Here is a 19,252-nt window from a genome sequence, read left to right on the forward strand (position 1 = left end):
CAGCCACAGCGGCAGCACCGGCAGCAGCAGCTTCTGGATCCAAATACTCACCGCGAGGCTTGATTGGCTTGAAGTTCTCATCCAACTCGTAAAGCAGAGGAATAGCGGTTGGAATGTTCACCTTGGAAATCTCTTCCTCGCTCAAGTTATCGAGCATCTTAACGATTGCGCGCAAGCTGTTGCCGTGAGCAGCAATCATTACAGTCTTGCCGGACTTAAGCTCTGGAATAATATCCGACTCCCAGTAAGGAGTTACGCGAGTCACGACGTTTGCCAAAGCCTCAGTTTCTGGAACTGGTTCGCCAGCATAACGCGGATCGTTAGCCTGGGAATACTGATCATTTGGATCAATCTCAGGAGGTGGAGTTGCGTAAGAGCGACGCCAAATCATGAACTTCTCATCGCCATATTCCTGACGAATTGCAGACTTATTCTTGCCTTGCAAAGCACCGTAGTGACGCTCGTTCAAACGCCAGCTGCGACGAACTGGAATCCAAAGGCGGTCGGCTGCATCAAGCGCGTAATTCGCGGTATTGATAGCACGACGAAGCAAAGAAGTGAACACGATGTCTGGAAGAACGTTCTTCTCTTTAAGAAGCTCGCCACCATGCTTAGCTTCCTCGACACCCTGCTCAGTCAGCGGTACATCAACCCAACCAGTGAACTGATTGGTCTTATTCCATGCGCTCTGACCATGTCGGAGCAATACTAATTTGTATGTCATAATTACCTAGTCTATTCGTTTCATACGACTACTTGCATTAACACTTACATTAACTTTGACTTTGCGTCAACTAGCGAAGAGGCTTTACGAGTGGGAATGTAATTGTTTCGCGAATAGTTGCGCCCGTAAGAGCGATCAGCAAGCGATCAATTCCCATGCCCATGCCGCCAGCAGGAGGCATGCCGACGCCGAGAGCCTCAATGAAGTCCTCATCAATATCCATTGCCTCAACATCGCCAGCCAAAGCATCCTTAGCTTGAGCAACAAAGCGCTCGCGCTGCACAACAGGATCGTTAAGCTCAGAATAGCCGGTTGCAAGCTCAAAGCCGCGCACGTACAAATCCCACTTTTCAACCATTCCAGGCTTCGTGCGGTGACCCTTAACAAGCGGGCTAGTCTCAACTGGGAAGTCACGCACAAACGTTGGCGCGTAAAGCTTATCCTCGTAGAAGTGCTCCCACAAGTGCTCAACCAACTTGCCGTGATTCTCAACTTCGTCGCGCTCAACGCCAAGCTTGTCCGCAATCGCGCCCAAATGCTCAACAGAAGTTTCCGGAGTAATCTCCTCGCCCAAAGCCTCAGAAAGCGAGCCGTACATGGTAATCTGCTTCCATTCGCCACCAAAATCGTACTCTTCGCCGTTAAGCAAAGTCACCTTAGTTGAACCGAAAGCGTCTAGTGCAGCCTTTTGAATCAGCTCCTTGGTAAGAGCAGCAATCGTATCGTAAGTGCCATAAGCCTGGTAAGCCTCAAGCATTGTAAACTCTGGAGCGTGAGTTGCATCCACGCCTTCGTTTCTAAAGTCGCGGTTGATTTCGAACACGCGCTCAATGCCACCAACCAAGCAGCGCTTCAAGAAAAGCTCCGGAGCAATGCGCAAATAAAGATCAATGTCGAAAGCGTTCATGTGAGTTGTGAATGGACGAGCAGCAGCACCGCCGTGAACCGTTTGCAACATTGGAGTTTCGACTTCCAAGAAGTCATGACTGTCGAAAGTACGGCGAAGAGAAGCCACAGCGCGCGAACGCCTGCGAACCATATCGCGAATCTTCTCGTCCGCAATCATGCCAATATATGGCTTACGCGTACGAGTGTCGTCGCTTAATTCCTTGTGCAAAGCCGGAAGCGGCTGCAAAGCCTTAGCTGCAATCGCCCACTCGGTTGCGAATACGGAAAGCTCACCGGTCTTAGAAGAAATCACGCGACCGCGCACGTAAAGGTGGTCGCCCAAATCCACCATCTGCTTGAAGCTTTTAATGGATTCTTCGCCAATTTCCTTCTTGGAAACCATCGCCTGAATCGTAGTACCGTCACCGGCAGAAAGCTTAACAAAGCACAAGCCGCCAGCGTTACGCAAGAAAAGCACGCGGCCTGCAATACCAACCTCAGTATCGGTTTCTTCGCCAGCTTCAAGCTTGCCATCGAAATCAGCACGCACCTTTTCGATAGTATCCGTAACGTTAAGATGCACAGGATAAGGCTGCACGCCTTCCTTAAGCATCATTGCGCGCTTAGCAACGCGCATCTGTACCTGCTCAGGATGAGCTTGCGGTCCAAATTCTTTATTGCTTGGGTCGATTGCTTCATCCAGAGTTGCGCCTTCGTTTACGCGCTTGGCGATTGCTTCGTCTTGAGCGAGTAACATTTCGGCATGTTCAACAGTGTCAATTTCATTGACGGTATCTGTTGCTTCGTTTTCTGCTGCATTTTTATCGGCAGATTCTGCGGCACTTTGCGCGGCAGACATTGCAGTATTGGTGTCAGTCATAAACGCTAATTGTAGCCAGTAGGTAATACAGGTTTTATACGCGACTTGCAGTGCTAATTTGCGATATGTTTACACAGAAGCTGTAGCGATAATTTGTAATATGTTTACAAAGGAATTCCGCAGCTTGTACGCAATATACTTGCGCGGGACTTACTTTGCGCAACTTGCACACGCTTTACAATAATTTGTATTAGCCAACCTGTAACATTACGGACGTTGTTGGAACTTTTATGCGCATATGCTTTCGCGAGTTTCAGCATCGGGCTGTAGCGCAGTTTGGTAGCGCGCTTCGTTCGGGACGAAGAGGCCGCGGGTTCAAATCCCGCCAGCCCGACTTTTGATTTCCAGAATCACCCCCCCACCGCAATTCCGACGTTTCCTATACAAGGCTGTAAAATTTCTGCCGCTATTTCGCACGCAAACGACTTTTTCTTTACACGTGTGTAAAGTTTCTGCCGGTTTTTGACGCGAAGGCGGCATAAACTGCGCGCGGCTGTAAAGTTTCTGCCGGTTTTTGACGTAAAAACGGCAGTTTCTTTACATGACTGTAAAGTTGAAGTCGATTGATTGTGAACAAGCGCAATAGCAAGGGGGCTTTGATGGAGAACGCTGCGCAATTTTATAACGAGCTTGACGAAATGTTTGCGAATCACGCGGGCGCTGACGCGATCGAGACGTATCTTTTGCGAAAACTTGCCGAAGCCAATCCCCTGCAGCTTTCAGTTCTCAACGAACTCATGGGATTTTATAGATCGCGCGGAGAGCACGCAAAAAACAAGCCAATCATTGATAAGGCGCTAGATTTGGCAAAGAAGATGGATTTAGCTGGCACCGAAGCCGGCACAACCACGCTAATTAACGCCGCCACAAGCCTTCGCGCGGCAGGCAGCTACGATCGCGCCGAAAAAATTTACACTCAAGCTCTTAACGAATCCACCGAAACGCTCGGCGCTAAAAACCGCAAGCTTGCCGCGCTTCACAACAATCTTTCGATGCTTTACAGCGAAACCGGTCGCACTCATGATGCAATTGAGGAGCTCAATCATGCGCTTGAAATTTTGCAAAATACGAGCACGGATCCTGAGCGCGACATCGATATTGCCGCTACGCACACGAATCTTGCGCTTGCAATGTTGCAGGAGTGCTCACAGGAGTGCTCGCATCCTAACACCAGCACAAACAGCAAATCCGCAACTCTTGACTCCGCTTTTGAACACGCTTCGACCAGCGTTCGCATGTACGTCGCGGGGAATAACGAAAATCAGCCGCACTACGCTTCTGCATTGGCAGGTTTTGCGCAAGTACAGTGCGCGCGCGGCGAGTACGCTCAGGCTGAGGAAAGTTACAGTAAGGCACTTGATTTGATTGCGAGATGCTACGGAAAAGATAGCGAATCTTACGCGATTACGGCAGAAAATTTGCGGCAGGCGCGCGAGTTGGCAGAAAAAGTTACGAAAGAATCTACAGAAATTCAAGAATCAGCAAACCAAGATATAACAGAACAACACTCAACGAACTCACACGCAGCAAACCAGAACGCAGCAAACCATAATATAAAAACTGGCATGCAATTATCGCAATCATATTGGCAAACTTACGGAAAGCCGTTACTTGATCAGCCAAAATTTGCGAAATACAAAAACCGCATAGCTGCAGGATTAGTTGGTCATGGATCGGAATGCTACGGTTTTGACGACGAGATTTCGCGCGATCACGATTTTGGACCAGGATTCTGCTTATGGCTTACCGACGAAGATTACGCGGAAATCGGCGCGGATTTGCAGACTGCTTACGACGCACTTCCGCGAAAATACGCCGGTTTTGGCTCTCGCAACGAAACACCGCGCGCAAAATCATGCGAAAGCAGCAAGCGCGTCGGAGTATTTCGCATAAGCGAATTTTTTGAAAATCTAACCGGCTTTCCCACCGCTCCAAGCCAAAACGAGCCGCACTTATGGCTATCGCTAAGCGAGTCAACGCTTGCAGCAGCGACGAATGGCAAAATTTTCGCGGACCCTCTTGGAGAGTTCTCAAAGGCGCGCCAAAGCTTCAAGCTCATGCCGGACGACGTGCGAATCTCACTAATCTCGCGCAGACTTGGCATGATGGCTCAAGCAGGTCAATACAATGTTCCACGAATGCTAGCACGCAAAGACGCTTCCGCAGCGTGGCTTTCTATCAACGAATTCGTGCGCGCAACCGCTTCACTCGTGTTTTTGCTCAACAATCCCGTAACTGCAGGCTACTTGCCGTACTACAAGTGGCAGTTTGCAGCATTGCGCAAGCTCAGCAATCGCATGGCTTCTAGGCTTCCGGAAGTGTGCAGCAAACTTGAGTCGATAATGCAACTTTCTTCCGCTGCTTGCTTTGGCGGAGACGGTTTTGGCGGAGACAGTTTTGGCGAAGGTGGGAAGGGAGCCGGAATTGCGCAAAAGCAAGTTTCGCAAATAATTGACAGCATTTGCGAGGATATTGTGCGCGAACTGCAATACGAGGGCTTAAGCGATTGCGACGAAACTTTTTTGGAATGGCAACGGCCGTATGTTGAAGCGCATATTAATTCGCGTGCGGCGTGTTTGAGGAGCTTATGATGTGCGATTTATCAGTAAATACGAAAGCGCAGAATACGAAAGAAGAAAAGCTGAAAGCGCAAAATCCGAAAACAGAAAATCTTGCGGAAGAAATCACTAAACTCGAGTGGGATCAGTTCCAGCTTACAGAAAACGAAGGCGGACGCGCGAATTGCCAAGGAAACTGGCCAACTTTTCGCATTATGCGCATGAGTCAATTTTTGGCGTGGCCGCTTGATTTGCAGGAGTCTTATAAACAGGATCTTGAGCGCGCGAATAGCGATGGACGCAATTTGATTACGGAAAAGTATGCGCGAATGATGGAGTCGACTGCGCCGGAAATTTTTGAGCGCACGATTAAGCCTTATATTAAGCCGATTTTGGAGCCTAGAAAAAGCGCGCAGGAGCAGATTATTTTAACGCAAGTCGAGTGGGCTGCGGATTTTCGCAATCGCTACCCGCATTTAGGTCTTGCGATGCGCGTGCTTAAAACTAGCGAGGATACGGCAGAAAATACGTCTTTTGAAACGTATTTGCGAGGCGAATTAAGCACATATTCTGACGCAACTTTCGCAAAATACCAGCGTTTTGTAAATAATTTGCGCACGGAAAATCTAAATCTTACGCAAATGATAATTGCGAATACTGTGCGCATGTATGGCTACGATTCGCTCGAAGCGGCCGAGCGCGCGCAATAAAGTGCTTGAGCGCCGGATTCATTCGTTACGCACGCCAATCACAACCTAGTTTCTAAAGCACCGCCACGCGAACCTGCCCTGCCTTCGTCAATCGAGACGAAGGCAGACCTCGCTTGCGTTGAAAGCAGACTGTGCTTTCAACCCTGAGCAAGCTCGGCGCTCCGAATTGCTTTCGTGCGCTAAATCGCAGCGCTCAAGCAGGTCGTCGCGCACGCGCGCAGCTTAAGAATAAAGCAACGACGCTGCAGAAGCGGCGCGAGAATCACTTTCGAGAAAAAGCGTGGAAGCAGCAGAAAGACCGGCGTGTTGCAAAAACGCGCGGTAAAGCATTACGTCAGGTTTGCGCGAATGCGATTCGTAAGATGCACAAACACCGTTTAACTCACCGAGTATTGGGCAAGTTTTGCGCGCGCAGTTTAACCAATCGCAAGAAGCGTTACCAAGTGCCCACACGCGCACGCCGCTCGCAATCAACTCGCGTGCCACAGCCGAAGCATCCGCGCGCTCGCCAGCAAAACCACGCTCGAAACGCTCAAAATACAAGCGATATAGCCACGTAACTGCCGGTCCGTGATGCTCATCAAACGAATCCATCGCTTGCTTTCTGCTCCACCCAGCCTCGCGCAATGACTCGTGAAACTCAAAACCCCATTCCGGCTCGAAACTAAAGAGCACTTCCCCAATAAAATCCGGATAATCTGCATCCAGAGTGCGGCGCACATCCCAATCTACAAGCAATTGCAAGTCGAAAACAACGTCAGTCATTCCGCGCGAAGCATACTCGCTGATACTATTTTTGCGCACATCACTTATTTCGCGAATATCACAGATACCGCTTGCACTAACTGCTTTTATTTCAGCGCCCATAATTCCCACTTGTGCAATACGTTGCTTTCAAAACAAAACAGCAAAACAGAAACAACAAAACAAAACAGCACACCAACCAAATACTCACACAGTTGGCGGAATACCGGCACTCATCGACGCATCGCCAACTACGCCAGAACCGTACATTCCTGCAGCAAAACTCGCTTGCAAACTGTTGAGATTGTAGCCAAGCGCCTCAAGCTGCGCGCGACCGTCCTCATTAATGTTTTCAACGCTCCAACGCGGCTTCCACGTCCAATCAATACGAAACTCTTCCACCAAGCCTGCGAGCGCATTCGCACACTCATCCTCAATCAATTCAGTTAACGGACATGCAGGAGTAGTAAGCGTCATAGTAATAATTGCGCGCCCAAGCTCATCAATTTCAATGCCATAAACCAAGCCCAAATCAACCACATCAATGCCAAGCTCAGGATCCACAACATCGTGTAAAGCGTCTAAAATATCATCTTCTGTAACTCGTCCAATGTCATTCGCGCTTAAATTCGCAGGATGCGTTTCATGCGTCACCTCAGATGCTGATTGATTTTCTGCCATAATATTCCTTGCTTTTACGTTACATAAAGATTTTATAGTTCTTTCATAGCCTTTGCAATGCTATCTTTTAAGCCTTCCCACGCCAAAAGCGCGCACTTAATTCGCATTGGGTAGCGCGATACGCCTTGCAAAACCATTGCATCTTCCAGCGCATCTTCGTCCTCTTCATTTTCAAAACCTTCGCCGCGAGATTCCATAAGTTTGTGGAAAAGCGCGTCTAATCGCAAAGCTTCGTCAACCGACTTTCCTTCGACTAAATCAACCATCATTGAAAGGCTTGCCTGCGAAATCGAGCAGCCATGACCATCCCACTTAATACTTGATACTATTGGAGTTTCGTCATTATTTGCGCTGCGTGAAAGCTCCACGCGCATTGTGACTTCGTCGCCGCAAGTTGGATTGAATTGGTGCGATTGACCTAAAGCAGAGTTTTCGCCAGCTGCAACGCAACTTTCGTGAGCATTATTTAAGGTAATTTCGGCAGATTTTGTATTTTCTGCAGATTCTTGAGATTCTTCCTGCAATTCCGCTTGTGCGAGCTCGTCCGTACTTTCGAAATGAGTTTTGCCATGCGGATTTCGCGCAGCATCCAAAATTACTTCTTGGTACATGCTTTCTAAGCCGTCACCAGCCGCATCTGCAAAACCAGCATCTGCACCAAAACCAGCACCAAAACCCATATCAAACATACGCTCTCCTTACCTACTCACTAACTCGTTGACTCGCCGATTCGATTGACTAACTCGCTAACTTCTCCAACTCGCTCGCTAACAATATTATGCGCCAAAGTAGGCGCGAACGTGTGAGACTGCTTCAACAAGCACACGAGCCTCGTCAACTGTATTGTAAACACCAACAGACGCGCGATTCGAAGCGTACACACCAAAATGACGGTGAATCGGCTGAGCACAATGATGCCCGACGCGAATCGCAATGCCCTTCGCGTCCAAAAACTGTCCAACATCGTGCGGATGCACACCTTCAACTTCAAAAGCAACTGTGCCAATTCGATTCTCTAAATCAGTCGGACCCAAAACGCGAACGCCTGGAACATCCCGTAATTTTAGCAATTCTGCAGCAATTTCCTGCTCATGCTCTGCAACTCGGTTCATGTCCAACGAGCGCAGCCAATCCGCTGCAACTCCTGCCGCAACCATTTGCGCAACAGGCTGAGTTCCAGCCTCAAAGCGGTAAGGCGCATCCATGTATTGCGCCGGCTTGTTAAGCCAAGCAAGCTCCACCATTGAGCCGCCAAAATTCGCAGGCGGAAGCGCGTTCAAAAGCTCGCGACGACCATACAAGAATCCAACTCCCGTAGGACCATACATTTTATGCGCACTAAATGCCGCAAAATCAACGTCTAATGCGTGAAAATCAACTGGAATATGCGGAACTGACTGGCATGCGTCAAGCACAAAAATCGCGCCGACTTCGTGAGCGCGCTTGCAAATCGACGAAACGTCCGTAATAGCGCCAGTAACGTTGCTAATATGCGTAACTGCAACGATTTTCGTGCGCTCGTCAATAATTGTTCGCAAATAATCTGCATCCGTGCGCACGCGACCGTCTTCTGTTACGTCAATCCAGCGAAGCTCTGCTCCCGTGCGAAGAGCCAGCTCTTGGAATGGAAGCAAAACAGAATGGTGATCCGCGCGAGATACGACTATTACGTCGCCTTCTTGAAGCGCAAAATTTTTGCGGAAATCACTTTTAGAATCAGCCAGATCACTACTGTCTTTTTTGCAGATTTTTGCCTTCGCACTAGCGTTACTAATAGCAGTTGCGAGAAGATTAAGCGCGCCTGTAGCTCCCGAAGTAACAACAATTTCCTCGCTGCCAGCATCTGCGCACGCTCCAACAAGCAACGCAACTTTCGCGCGCGCTTGTTCAAACGCAACCGTCGAAAGTGCAGCCAACTCGTGCGCTCCCCTGTGCACACCAGCGTTAATTGTTTCGTAAAACTCTTTTTCGGCGTCGATTACAACTTGCGGCTTTTGCGAAGTAGCTGCAGAATCCAAGTAAATCAAAGGTTTTCCGTGCACAGTATCGTGAAGCGAAGTGCCGTGAACTGTGCGACTTAAAATCGGAAACTGCGAGCGCAAATCGCTAAATTCTCGCATAATATTTTCTGTAGTCACTGTAGTCATATTAAACCGCTATTTTGACGCTATTCTTACGAATATACAGATAGATTAAACTGTACTTGAACCGCGCTTAAGCCAGCGCCGACTCGGTTGTACCTTCCGGCAAATACTTGTCGTAGCCTTCTTCTTCCAGCTCGTCCGCAAGCTCCGGTCCTGCAGTCTTTACAAAGTGACCTTGCGCAAAAACATGCACAATATCCGGCTTAATATACTTGAGAATTCGTGTGTAATGCGTGACCATCATAACGCCCAAACCGGTGTTTTCTTTGGCGCGATTCACACCTTCAGACACAATTCGAAGCGCGTCAACATCCAAACCAGAATCAGTTTCATCCAAAATTGCAAACTTCGGCTTCAAAAGCTCTAATTGCAAAACTTCCGCGCGCTTCTTTTCGCCGCCAGAGAATCCTTCGTTTACAGAACGCGACGCAAATTTTGGATCCATTCGAAGCTTTTTCATAGCCTCGCTAAGTTCTTTCACCCAGCTTCTTAAAGATGGAGCTTTGCCTTCGACTTCAGTTTTTGCAGTGCGAAGGAAGTTCGTCATAGATACGCCCGGTACCTCTACCGGGTACTGCATTGCAAGGAACAGTCCGGCTTTTGCGCGCTCGTCAGGAGTCATTTTCAAAATATCTTCGCCGTCGAGAAGAACTTGACCCGAATCAACTTCATACTTTGGGTGCCCTGCCAAAGTGTATGCAAGAGTAGACTTTCCAGATCCGTTAGGACCCATAATTGCGTGCGTTTCGCCAGAATTAACTGTAAGATTCACGCCTTTTAAGATTTGCTTGCGACCTTCTTTTGTTTCTACAGAAGCGTACAAATCCTTAATTTCCAAAGTTGACATGTTTTTCTCCTATTCTTCCGTTCTTGCAAGTTAGTTTTGTGCAGGTGAGTCTTGTGCAGGCTCTTTTTTCGCAGGCTCTTCCGTTCTTGCAAGACGGCGCTCAATTGCCTTCATTAAGTGATCAACAATTTCCGGAACGCCAATTTCTTCAATCAGCTCGTTAAAGAATCCACGCACAACAAGCTTTCTGGCTTCAATCTCACTAACTCCGCGCGATTGCAAGTAGAAAAGCTCTTCGTCGTCAAATCTACCGACTGAACTTGCGTGACCGGCACCAATAATATTTCCGTTTTCAATTTCCAAATTCGGCTCAGAATCAGCGATTGCTCCAGGAGTGAGCACCAAATTACGATTCAACTCGTACGAATCTGTGCCAGGAGCTTCCGGCTTAATAAGCGCGTTTCCAACCCAAGTTGAATGCGCGCCTTTTCCTTCCAAAGCACCCTTGTACACTACTCGCGACTTGCATTCCGGATAATTGTGCACAACCATCGTGCGATGCTCAACATGCTCGCCAGGATCCACAAAATACATGCCGAGCATGTTCAAATCGCCCTGCTCGCCGCCAAAATCCTGATCCATGCGAATGCGCACAACATCTCCGCCAAGAGTGACCATCGTGTGGCGAAGCGAAGCACCCTCACCCACGTGAATACGCTGATTTCCAACGTGTTTGCTGCCCGAATCCCATTCTTGAATAAAGGTAGTAGAAACGTGCGCGTGTTTTCCGAGGATAATTTCCACACCTTCTGCAAGTTTCGCGCAGCCGGTATGTTCGATAATAATATCTGCGTCTGAACGTGGGTCCGCTTCGATTACTAAGTGCAGTGCGTCAAGCGCATTAACATTATTACCCTGAATTTTCAGCACGATTGGCTTTTTAATTTCGCCAGATACGTGAAGCACGCGCGCTTGTTTCGTTGCATTCCACGCAACTGCAGCCGCGCGATCAGAAGGCTTCATTTCGGTGTGAGGAGCCTCGTTTTGCGGCTTTACTTGCAAACTTACGGAACCGTCGCTGCCAACGTAAGAATCATCCAAAGCAGCTCCACCAACGCCTTCAAGCGTTACATGAATGCTATTAGATGGTTTAAAACGCTCGAAAAACTCGGAAATTCGCTCAACTGGAGTGTATCGCCAATCTTCCTGCTTACGCGTTGGAATCGCAAAATCTTCCACGTTGAACGAGCGCACGGATTTGTCTGCGCTAGAAGGCATTGCCGCAGGAACCGCATACGGATCATTAGAATCTGCTACAGGAATATTAATTTCTTTTTCCGTCATTTTATTGCCTAAATTCTCTTTTAAATCTTCGCTCATCAGCCCACGGATCCTTCCATTTGCAACTCAACTAAGCGATTCAACTCAAGCGCGTACTCCATTGGAAGCTCGCGGCTAATCGGCTCTACGAAGCCGCGAACAATCATGCCCATAGCCTCTTTTTCTTCAAGTCCACGACTCATCAAGTAGAAAAGCTGATCCTCCGAAACCTTGGAAACAGTGGCCTCGTGAGCCATCGAAACGTCGTCTTCACGCACGTCAACATGCGGATAAGTATCCGACCTCGAAAAATCGTCAACAAGCAAAGCATCGCACACAACAGACGAACTAGAGCCCTTCGCGCCCTTAATAATCTTCACAAGACCGCGGTAAGCTGAACGTCCGCCGCCGCGCGAAATCGACTTAGCAACAATCGTTGAACTCGTGTGCGGAGCCAAATGAATCATTTTCGCACCCGTATCTTGATACTGACCGCGTCCAGCAAAGCTCAAAGACATAGTTTCTGCTTTTGCGTACGGCTCAGCAAGAATGCAAGCAGGATACTTCATAGTAGCTTTGGAGCCGATGTTGCCGTCAACCCACTCCATTGTGCCGCCTTCGCGCACGTAAGCTCGCTGAGTTACCAAGTTATACACGTTATTTGACCAGTTTTGAACGGTTGTGTATCGCACGCGCGCATGCTTTTCCACAACAATTTCAACGTTTGCAGCGTGAAGAGAATCCGTGGAATAAATTGGAGCCGTGCAACCCTCAACATAATGCACGTAAGAGCCTTCGTCTGCAATAATCAACGTGCGCTCAAACTGACCCATGTTCGGCGTATTAATGCGGAAGTAAGCCTGAAGCGGAATATCCACATGCACGCCTTTTGGAACGTAAACGAACGAGCCGCCACTCCAAGCTGCTGTGTTAAGAGCCGCAAACTTGTTGTCATCAACTGGAATCACCGTTGCAAAATACTTTTTTACAAGCTCCGGATACTTTTGCACTGCCGTATCCGTATCAACAAAAATTACACCTTGCGCAGCCAAGTCTTCGCGAATCGAATTGTAAATAACTTCCGACTCATACTGTGCTGCAACGCCTGAAACTAAGCGCTTTTTCTCAGCTTCCGGAATGCCGAGCCTGTCGTAAGTTTTGCGAATATCTTCCGGCAAATCATCCCAAGTTTTCGCTTGATCGTGAACCGGACGCACGTAGTATTTAAAATCATCCGCGTCAAAACCGCTTAAATCCACGCCCCAATCCGGCATCGGCTTTTGCAAAAATGCGCGGTAACCTTGCAAACGAAGATTTAGCATCCATTCCGGCTCGTGCTTGTCAGCGGAAATTGCACGAACAACCGACTCGTCAATACCCTTCTTCGCAGCCTCGCCTGCAGCATCCGAATCATGCCAACCGTAATTGTAATCGCCAAATTCAGCGACAATCTGCTCGTCTTTACGGATTTTCTCTTCGTTTACGCGAGCGCGATCTGCCACATACTGGCTCATCTCAACGTCTGCAGCTTTATTTTTTGCTGGATTATTGCCATCACTTGCTGCAACGCTTAGATCGCCAGTAACGCCAGTATCATTCATATTGCCAGCATCGCTCATATTGCTAGTATCGCTCATAAAGCCTGTAACACCTCCATACTTAACGCACACCTGCGCGCGGTACGTATTAATTGGCAAAAGCTGCTCCCCAAAGCGCTACTTTTGCACTCTCCCCACTCAATTATCACCTATCTAAGGTTACCGCGTAATGCGATTTCTTGGTATAGCCGTGTTACGTGCAAAACGTAATGTTTATCACAATCTAATAAAACATAAACGGCAGAAACTTTACGCGAGTGTAAAGAAAAGGTCGTTTACGCACCAAAAAACGGCAGAAACTTTACAGCGTAGTAAAGTTTCGGTCGGTTACGCGCCAAAAAGCGGCAAAAACTTTGCAGCGTTGTCAAGAAAAGGTCGTTTACGAATTAAAAAGCGGCAAAACTTAGGAAAACCAAGTCTTACCGCTTATTTCTATTTACTTAATTCTTACTTAAGTCCCACTTAAGCTTTACTTAAGCCTTACTTAAATCTTACTTAAGTCTACTTATCTTCCTTGCTATTTTGAGAAGCCTCTTGATGCTCAAGAGCAGCCGCAACCAAGCCAGCAAACAGTGGATGAGGCTTAGTTGGGCGAGATTTAAACTCTGGATGAGCTTGAGTTGCTACGTAGAATGGGTGAACTTCCTTTGGAAGCTCCACAAACTCAGTCAAATTACCATCTGGGCTTTGACCGCTAATACGCAAGCCGGCTTCACGCAAACGATCCTTATATGCCACGTTCACTTCATAACGGTGACGGTGACGCTCAGTAACATGCGTAGTGCCATAAAGCTCAGCAACAATAGAGCCTTCTTCAAGCGTTGCAGGGTAAGAGCCAAGTCGCATTGTGTGACCCATATCTCCCTTACCGGCCACAATATCCTTCTGCTCTTCCATAGTTGCGATTACTGGATCGCCACAATCCTTCTCGAACTCAGTGGAATTAGCATCCTCAAGTCCAAGCACGTGACGAGCGTATTCAATAACCATAGATTGCAAGCCAAGGCAAAGACCAAGCGTTGGCAAACCGTGCTCGCGAGCGTAACGAAGTGCGCCAATTTTACCTTCAATACCGCGAATTCCGAAGCCGCCTGGAATAACCATGCCATCCATTTGGTCAAGAGCCGCAGCCGCACCTTCTTGAGTTTCGCACTTGTCTGCAGCAACCCAGCGCACGTTTACCTTAGCCCAGTTTGCAAAACCGCCAGCCTTAATAGCTTCGGTAACAGAAAGGTACGCATCTGGCAAATCAATATACTTTCCAACGATTGCAATGTTCAGCTCATGCTTTGGATGATGCACGCGCTCAAGCAAATCTTCCCACTCGTTCCAATCAACATCGTGGAATGGAAGCTCAAGCTCACGAACAACGTAAGCGTCCAAACCCTCGTTGAACAAAATCTTCGGCACATCGTAAATGCTTGGAGCGTCGACGCAGTTCACAACGCCTTCAGCATCGACATCACACATAAGCGAAATCTTGTCTTTGATGCCTTGATTAAGCGGACGATCCGAACGCAAGACAAGCGCGTCTGGAGAAATGCCAAGAGAGCGAAGCATCATAACAGAATGCTGAGTTGGCTTAGTTTTCAATTCGTGAGCTGCAGCAATATAAGGCACCAAAGAAACGTGCACAAACATGCAGTTTTCAGGACCTAAATCGCGACGAACTTCGCGAGCTGCCTCCAAAAATGGCTGGGACTCAATATCGCCAACCGTTCCGCCAATTTCCGTAATAATAACGTCTACATCGTCGGAAGCTTGAGCGCGCATACGCGACTTGATTTCACCAGTAATATGCGGAATAACCTGCACGCACTGACCCAAATATTCGCCAGCGCGCTCCTTACGAAGCACAGACTGATAAATCTGACCAGTTGTAACATTCGCTTTCTGGCTTAAGAAAACATCGAGGAATCGCTCGTAATGACCAATATCGAGATCTGTTTCTGCACCATCTTCCGTAACATAGACTTCACCATGCTGGAATGGGTTCATTGTACCCGGGTCAACATTGATATAAGGATCGAGTTTTTGTTGTAATACATGCAATCCGCGACTGCGTAAAAGTCGGCCTAAAGATGATGCTGTAAGGCCTTTTCCGAGGGACGAAACTACGCCACCAGTGACAAAAATATGCTTTGTAATATGCTCCTGAGAGTTACCATGTTGTCTTCTAACCATGGAACTCCATAGTATCTTCGAGCCTCGACGCTGGGTGTTGATTCGCAAAAAATCGAACAAAATCAAACAAGATGCGCAACAGCTTCCAAAGCGAGCTTATAGCCGTACAATCCCATGCCTGTAATAGTGCCGGTTGCAACAGGACTAATTACGCTAATTTTACGAAAAGCATCGCGCGCAGCAGGATTAGAAATATGCACTTCCATTAACGGAACTCCAGCATCCAAAACCATGTGAGCCGCGTCCGCGAGCGCGTAACTGTAGTGCGTAAAAGCGGCAGGATTCATAACAACGGGCGTATGAGTATCGGCAGCTTCGTGCATCCAGTGAACCATTTGAGCTTCGTCGTCACTTTGGCGCACTTCTACTTCAAACCCAAGTTCTGCACCCCACTTTTCGCATTTCTCGCGCAAAATTTCAAAGTTCTCGCTACCGTACACGTCCGGCTGTCGCACGCCTAAACGACCTAAATTCGGTCCGTTTACAACAAGCACTTTTTTTGTATGCTGATTTTCCATTTTTACCTCGCAAGATTAATTAATTTTGCTTATAAACGCGCTCGAAAGCTTCTTTAACTGCTTCAATAGGCGGGTTGTCAAGATGAATAGGATTCGAAATACCATCCAAAATTACGAAACGTAGCATGTTGCCGCGCGCTTTTTTGTCGCGATGCATAAGGTTAAGCACGCACTCAAAAGCAGCATCCGCATCTTTTGCACACTGCCACGAAGTTGGCAATCCAAGCGAATCCAAAAGCGAACGATGATACGCAACGTCTCCCGCATCCAAATATCCTAAAATTTGCGCAAGCTCCGCCGCAAAAACCATACCAACAGCTACAGCGTTTCCATGACGCCAGCGGAAATGCTCAATCTGCTCAATCGCGTGGCCAAGCGTATGCCCGTAGTTCAAAAACTCGCGCAAACCCTGCTCTTTTAAATCGCTCGATACGTGATACACCTTTACTTTAACTGTACGTTCAATAAGCTCCACGAGCAGTTCGTGAAGTTCGTTATTATTTTCTAAATCATCCCCATTAAATTCACGCAAAAGCTTCGCATTATTGGCATCGCTAAGAATCTTCAAAATTTCACCGTCGCGAATAAAACCAGATTTTGCAACCTCACCCAAGCCTTCAATAAGAATATCGTTTGGAAGAGTTGCAAGCGTAGAAGTATCTGCTAAAACGCCAGCTGGAGTGTAAAAGCTGCCGACTAGATTCTTTCCAGCATCCGTATTAATACCAGTTTTACCGCCCGTAGACGCGTCAACCATCGCAAGAAGCGAAGTAGGGCAGTTTACATAGCGAATTCCACGCATCCAAGTTGCAGCAACAAAGCCAGCGACATCCGTTGCTGCTCCCCCGCCTAAACCAACAATTGCATCCGAACGAGTAAAACCAGCTTCTGCCAAGTTAGCCCACAATCTGCTTGCAACTTTAATAGTTTTTCCAGCTTCTGCATCCGGAATTAGCATGTCGAAAACTTCGTAACCAGATTGGCGCAAAATAGTTCGAGCTTTGTCGCTATGACGCTGAACAGGTTGCGTGTGAACTAACGCCACTTTAACCGGCTTAGTTCCAAGCATTTGCGGCAGAAGTTGCATTGCACCGTCACCAATTCGCACATCGTATGGTTCAATTCCCTCACCTGTTACGTGCACAATACGTTGCATAATCATATTCCTTAATTTTTCTGCAGCCATATACGGAGTCGAACCTTTTGTTTGCATGTGGATATTCGACACCGCCTTAAAAACAGGATCTCTCTGCTCAAATAATTCCATCCAACGCTTTTGCGCATCTTCTCCAGAAAACATAGGACGATTATTATTCCAGCTTGCGCGCTCAATAGCCTCTTTAGCATTTGCTTGCAAATACACAACGCGACCACCACTACGCATATACTCACGCAAAACTTTTTGAGTTTCTTCACGCATAGGCGCACCGCCACCAAGCGAAACTATTCCCTTTGTAGAATCTTCTGCAGATGTATCTCCTAAAATTGCCTCTCGCACTATGCGAGCTTCTATTTCACGAAAAGCATCCTGGCCATATTCCTCGAAATATTGCGGTATTGACATATCAATATCGCACTCGATCATGTCATCTGTATCATAAAAAGGCAGATTCATAAGATGCGCAACTTCGCGGCCAATACGCGTTTTCCCAGCAGCAGGCATGCCAATAATAACAGCTAGCGGAAGTTTAGTGTTGCTCATTTCATATTCTCCGGCCAGGAAGCTACGTAAGACTCCACATTTCGGCGCGTTTCTTGCAAAGAATCTCCGCCGAATTTTTCCAAAGCATACTTAGCTAAAGTAAGCCTTACCATCGCTTCTGCAACTACAGAAGCAGCTGGCACAGCAGTGAAATCTGAGCGCTGATTAATAGCTTGAGCAGCTTCGCCAGTAAGCACATCCACTGTGCGCAAAGCGCGTGGAATAGACGGAATTGGCTTCATTGCAGCGCGCACACGAATAATTTCGCCGTTCGACATTCCGCCTTCAATTCCTCCAGCTCGATTAGTAAGACGCTTAATTTTATCGTTTTCGTCTGTTACCATTTCGTCGTGCGCGGCCGATCCTGGGCGATCTGCTTCTGCAAAACCGTCGCCAATTTCCACGCCTTTAATAGCCTGAATTCCCATAATCGCGCTCGCGAGAGCTGCATCCAAGCGACGATCCGACTCAACGTATGTGCCAACTCCTGCAGGCATACCGTAAGCAAGCACTTCCACTACTCCACCGAGCGTATCTGCATTTGCTTTTGCTTCGTCGATGCGAGCCATCATTTTAGCTTCAGCATCTTTGTCGAGAGTGCGAACTGGAGAAGCATCCAGAGCGGCAACATCATCTGGTGTTGGTAAAGCTAAACTTTTGTTAGTGTATTCGCCGCCGATGCCGATAACATGCGCAACTGTGCGCACACCCAAAGCCTGCTGTAAAAACGCATCAGCAATAGCACCCAAAGCTACACGAGAAGCTGTTTCCCTAGCACTCGAACGCTCCAAAACTTCGCGAGCATCATTAAAACCGTACTTGCGCATGCCTGTTAAATCCGCATGACCTGGACGAGGGCGGCTCAAAGGAGCATTTCTGCCAACTTGCTCAACCTCGTGATCCAAAGGATCTGCACTCATTACTTCGGTCCACTTTGGCCACTCTGTATTCGCGATTTCTACAGCAATCGGAGAACCAAGCGTTACTCCGTGGCGAACTCCAGTTAAAAGACGCACTTTGTCTTGCTCAAACTTCATACGCGCTCCACGACCATAACCAAGGCGACGGCGAGCAAGTGCCGAAACTACATCGTTGCTAGTAATGTGCACGCCAGCCGGCAAACCTTCAATCATGGCTACTAACGCTTCACCGTGCGACTCCCCTGCCGTTTGCCATCTAAGCATGCCATTTCTCCATTCTCAAGTAATTTACGCGTCTAAATACTCTACTCTACTAACTACCAAGTATTGAGCTGGTTGTTATTGACAGCAATGCTGCGAGTATTGCAGATATTGCTTCTACTGGTACGAATGGTATTGATGCGTTGGTTGGAGAGCAGATTTTGCAGTAAATTTTCCATAGCAAAAGCCAAAGTAAGCCAACTGCTCCAACTAAAGCGAACCAGTAAATTAAGCAGTCAAAGCCGAATAATACCAAGGCTTGCGCAATCATTGACGCGCTCGTAACATCTCCGAAGCCAATAGCATTTTTTGCGGAAATTTTTCGCATACTCCAGTAAATTACAAAAATAATTACGCAAGAAATCCAGCCGAAAATAAGCACGCTAATATTTCTAAATAAAATAATCGAATATATGAGATTCGCAAAAGATTGAAAAATTCCTGCAATAACAACCCAAAGTCTTGGCACTACGCGACTTTTTATGTCTGTTGCGCAAACTGAAATTAAACATGTGAGCGTTGGTAGCACCGATAGTATCGTAATAATTAATTGCTTCATTAAAGCAGATTACGAAAACTTGCGAAACTGTTACAACCTCAACACATCTATGTGGTTAAAAGCTATATTTTTAT

16 protein-coding genes and 1 tRNA gene are annotated in these 19,252 nt (G+C 47.6%); 3 read left to right on the forward strand and 14 right to left on the reverse strand.

Translation table 11 applies throughout. The annotated features are described in order from the left end of the window. Positions 1-724, reverse strand: a 724-nt coding sequence (locus A5294_RS03320) for a phosphoglyceromutase (protein ID WP_064340457.1), incomplete at its 3' end; no start/stop codon positions are given. Positions 725-794: 70 nt separating this feature from the next. After that, the gene (lysS, locus tag A5294_RS03325) at positions 795-2,492 is read right to left on the reverse strand and encodes a lysine--tRNA ligase (RefSeq protein WP_004105214.1); all 1,698 of its coding nucleotides are present in this window, start codon (positions 2,490-2,492) and stop codon (positions 795-797) included. Positions 2,493-2,752: 260 nt separating this feature from the next. Between lysS and A5294_RS03330 the strand changes: the two genes are divergently transcribed. The 3 genes from A5294_RS03330 to A5294_RS03340 all read left to right on the forward strand — a co-directional run bounded on the left by A5294_RS03330 (position 2,753) and on the right by A5294_RS03340 (position 5,760). Continuing rightward, positions 2,753-2,826, forward strand: a tRNA-Pro gene (locus A5294_RS03330). Between the two features lie 265 nt (positions 2,827-3,091). Beyond that, entirely contained in the window at positions 3,092-5,083 is a 1,992-nt protein-coding gene (locus A5294_RS03335; protein WP_064340458.1) for a DUF4037 domain-containing protein, read from the forward strand. After that, complete coding sequence (locus A5294_RS03340) at positions 5,083-5,760, forward strand: DUF4125 family protein (RefSeq protein WP_064340459.1); 678 nt, start codon at positions 5,083-5,085, stop codon at positions 5,758-5,760. Before A5294_RS03335 ends, A5294_RS03340 begins: the two co-directional genes overlap by 1 nt. 222 nt (positions 5,761-5,982) lie before the next feature. On the opposite strand, the gene A5294_RS03345 is transcribed toward A5294_RS03340, so the two are convergent. From A5294_RS03345 to A5294_RS03400, 12 genes are all read right to left on the reverse strand, one after another. Continuing rightward, positions 5,983-6,627: an HAD family hydrolase gene (locus A5294_RS03345; RefSeq protein WP_180947422.1), complete on the reverse strand. Its 645-nt coding sequence runs from the start codon at positions 6,625-6,627 to the stop codon at positions 5,983-5,985. An 84-nt stretch (positions 6,628-6,711) separates the two neighbouring features. Then, positions 6,712-7,185: a metal-sulfur cluster assembly factor gene (locus tag A5294_RS03350; protein ID WP_064340461.1), complete on the reverse strand. Its 474-nt coding sequence runs from the start codon at positions 7,183-7,185 to the stop codon at positions 6,712-6,714. A 32-nt stretch (positions 7,186-7,217) separates the two neighbouring features. Next, entirely contained in the window at positions 7,218-7,874 is a 657-nt protein-coding gene (gene sufU / locus A5294_RS03355; RefSeq protein ID WP_064340462.1) for a Fe-S cluster assembly sulfur transfer protein SufU, read from the reverse strand. Between the two features lie 87 nt (positions 7,875-7,961). Continuing rightward, complete coding sequence (locus A5294_RS03360) at positions 7,962-9,305, reverse strand: SufS family cysteine desulfurase (RefSeq protein ID WP_064340469.1); 1,344 nt, start codon at positions 9,303-9,305, stop codon at positions 7,962-7,964. Positions 9,306-9,399: 94 nt separating this feature from the next. Continuing rightward, positions 9,400-10,176, reverse strand: a complete 777-nt coding sequence (gene sufC / locus A5294_RS03365) for a Fe-S cluster assembly ATPase SufC (RefSeq protein ID WP_064340463.1) — start codon at positions 10,174-10,176, stop codon at positions 9,400-9,402. Positions 10,177-10,206: 30 nt separating this feature from the next. Then, the gene (gene sufD, locus A5294_RS03370) at positions 10,207-11,496 is read right to left on the reverse strand and encodes a Fe-S cluster assembly protein SufD (RefSeq protein WP_064340464.1); all 1,290 of its coding nucleotides are present in this window, start codon (positions 11,494-11,496) and stop codon (positions 10,207-10,209) included. Beyond that, positions 11,496-13,055 (reverse strand): Fe-S cluster assembly protein SufB, encoded by a 1,560-nt coding sequence (gene sufB / locus A5294_RS03375; protein WP_304438618.1) that lies wholly within the window; start codon positions 13,053-13,055, stop codon positions 11,496-11,498. Before sufB ends, sufD begins: the two co-directional genes overlap by 1 nt. Positions 13,056-13,535: 480 nt before the next feature. Continuing rightward, a complete protein-coding gene (locus tag A5294_RS03380) occupies positions 13,536-15,218 on the reverse strand; it encodes a CTP synthase (protein ID WP_004119263.1) in 1,683 nt (560 codons plus the stop codon). 62 nt (positions 15,219-15,280) lie between these two features. Further along, on the reverse strand, positions 15,281-15,736 hold the full coding sequence (locus A5294_RS03385; RefSeq protein WP_064340465.1) for a type II 3-dehydroquinate dehydratase: 456 nt from the start codon (positions 15,734-15,736) through the stop codon (positions 15,281-15,283). A gap of 19 nt (positions 15,737-15,755) precedes the next feature. Then, a complete protein-coding gene (locus A5294_RS03390) occupies positions 15,756-17,438 on the reverse strand; it encodes a bifunctional shikimate kinase/3-dehydroquinate synthase (RefSeq protein WP_064340466.1) in 1,683 nt (560 codons plus the stop codon). Next, entirely contained in the window at positions 17,435-18,622 is a 1,188-nt protein-coding gene (gene aroC, locus A5294_RS03395; RefSeq protein WP_064340467.1) for a chorismate synthase, read from the reverse strand. The genes A5294_RS03390 and aroC overlap by 4 nt, the downstream gene beginning before the upstream one ends. A 49-nt stretch (positions 18,623-18,671) precedes the next feature. After that, entirely contained in the window at positions 18,672-19,088 is a 417-nt protein-coding gene (locus tag A5294_RS03400) for a hypothetical protein (RefSeq protein ID WP_004105258.1), read from the reverse strand. Positions 19,089-19,252 lie beyond the last annotated feature (164 nt).

This window comes from Gardnerella sp. 30-4 (assembly GCF_001641215.1).
GTDB lineage: Bacteria > Actinomycetota > Actinomycetes > Actinomycetales > Bifidobacteriaceae > Bifidobacterium > Bifidobacterium leopoldii.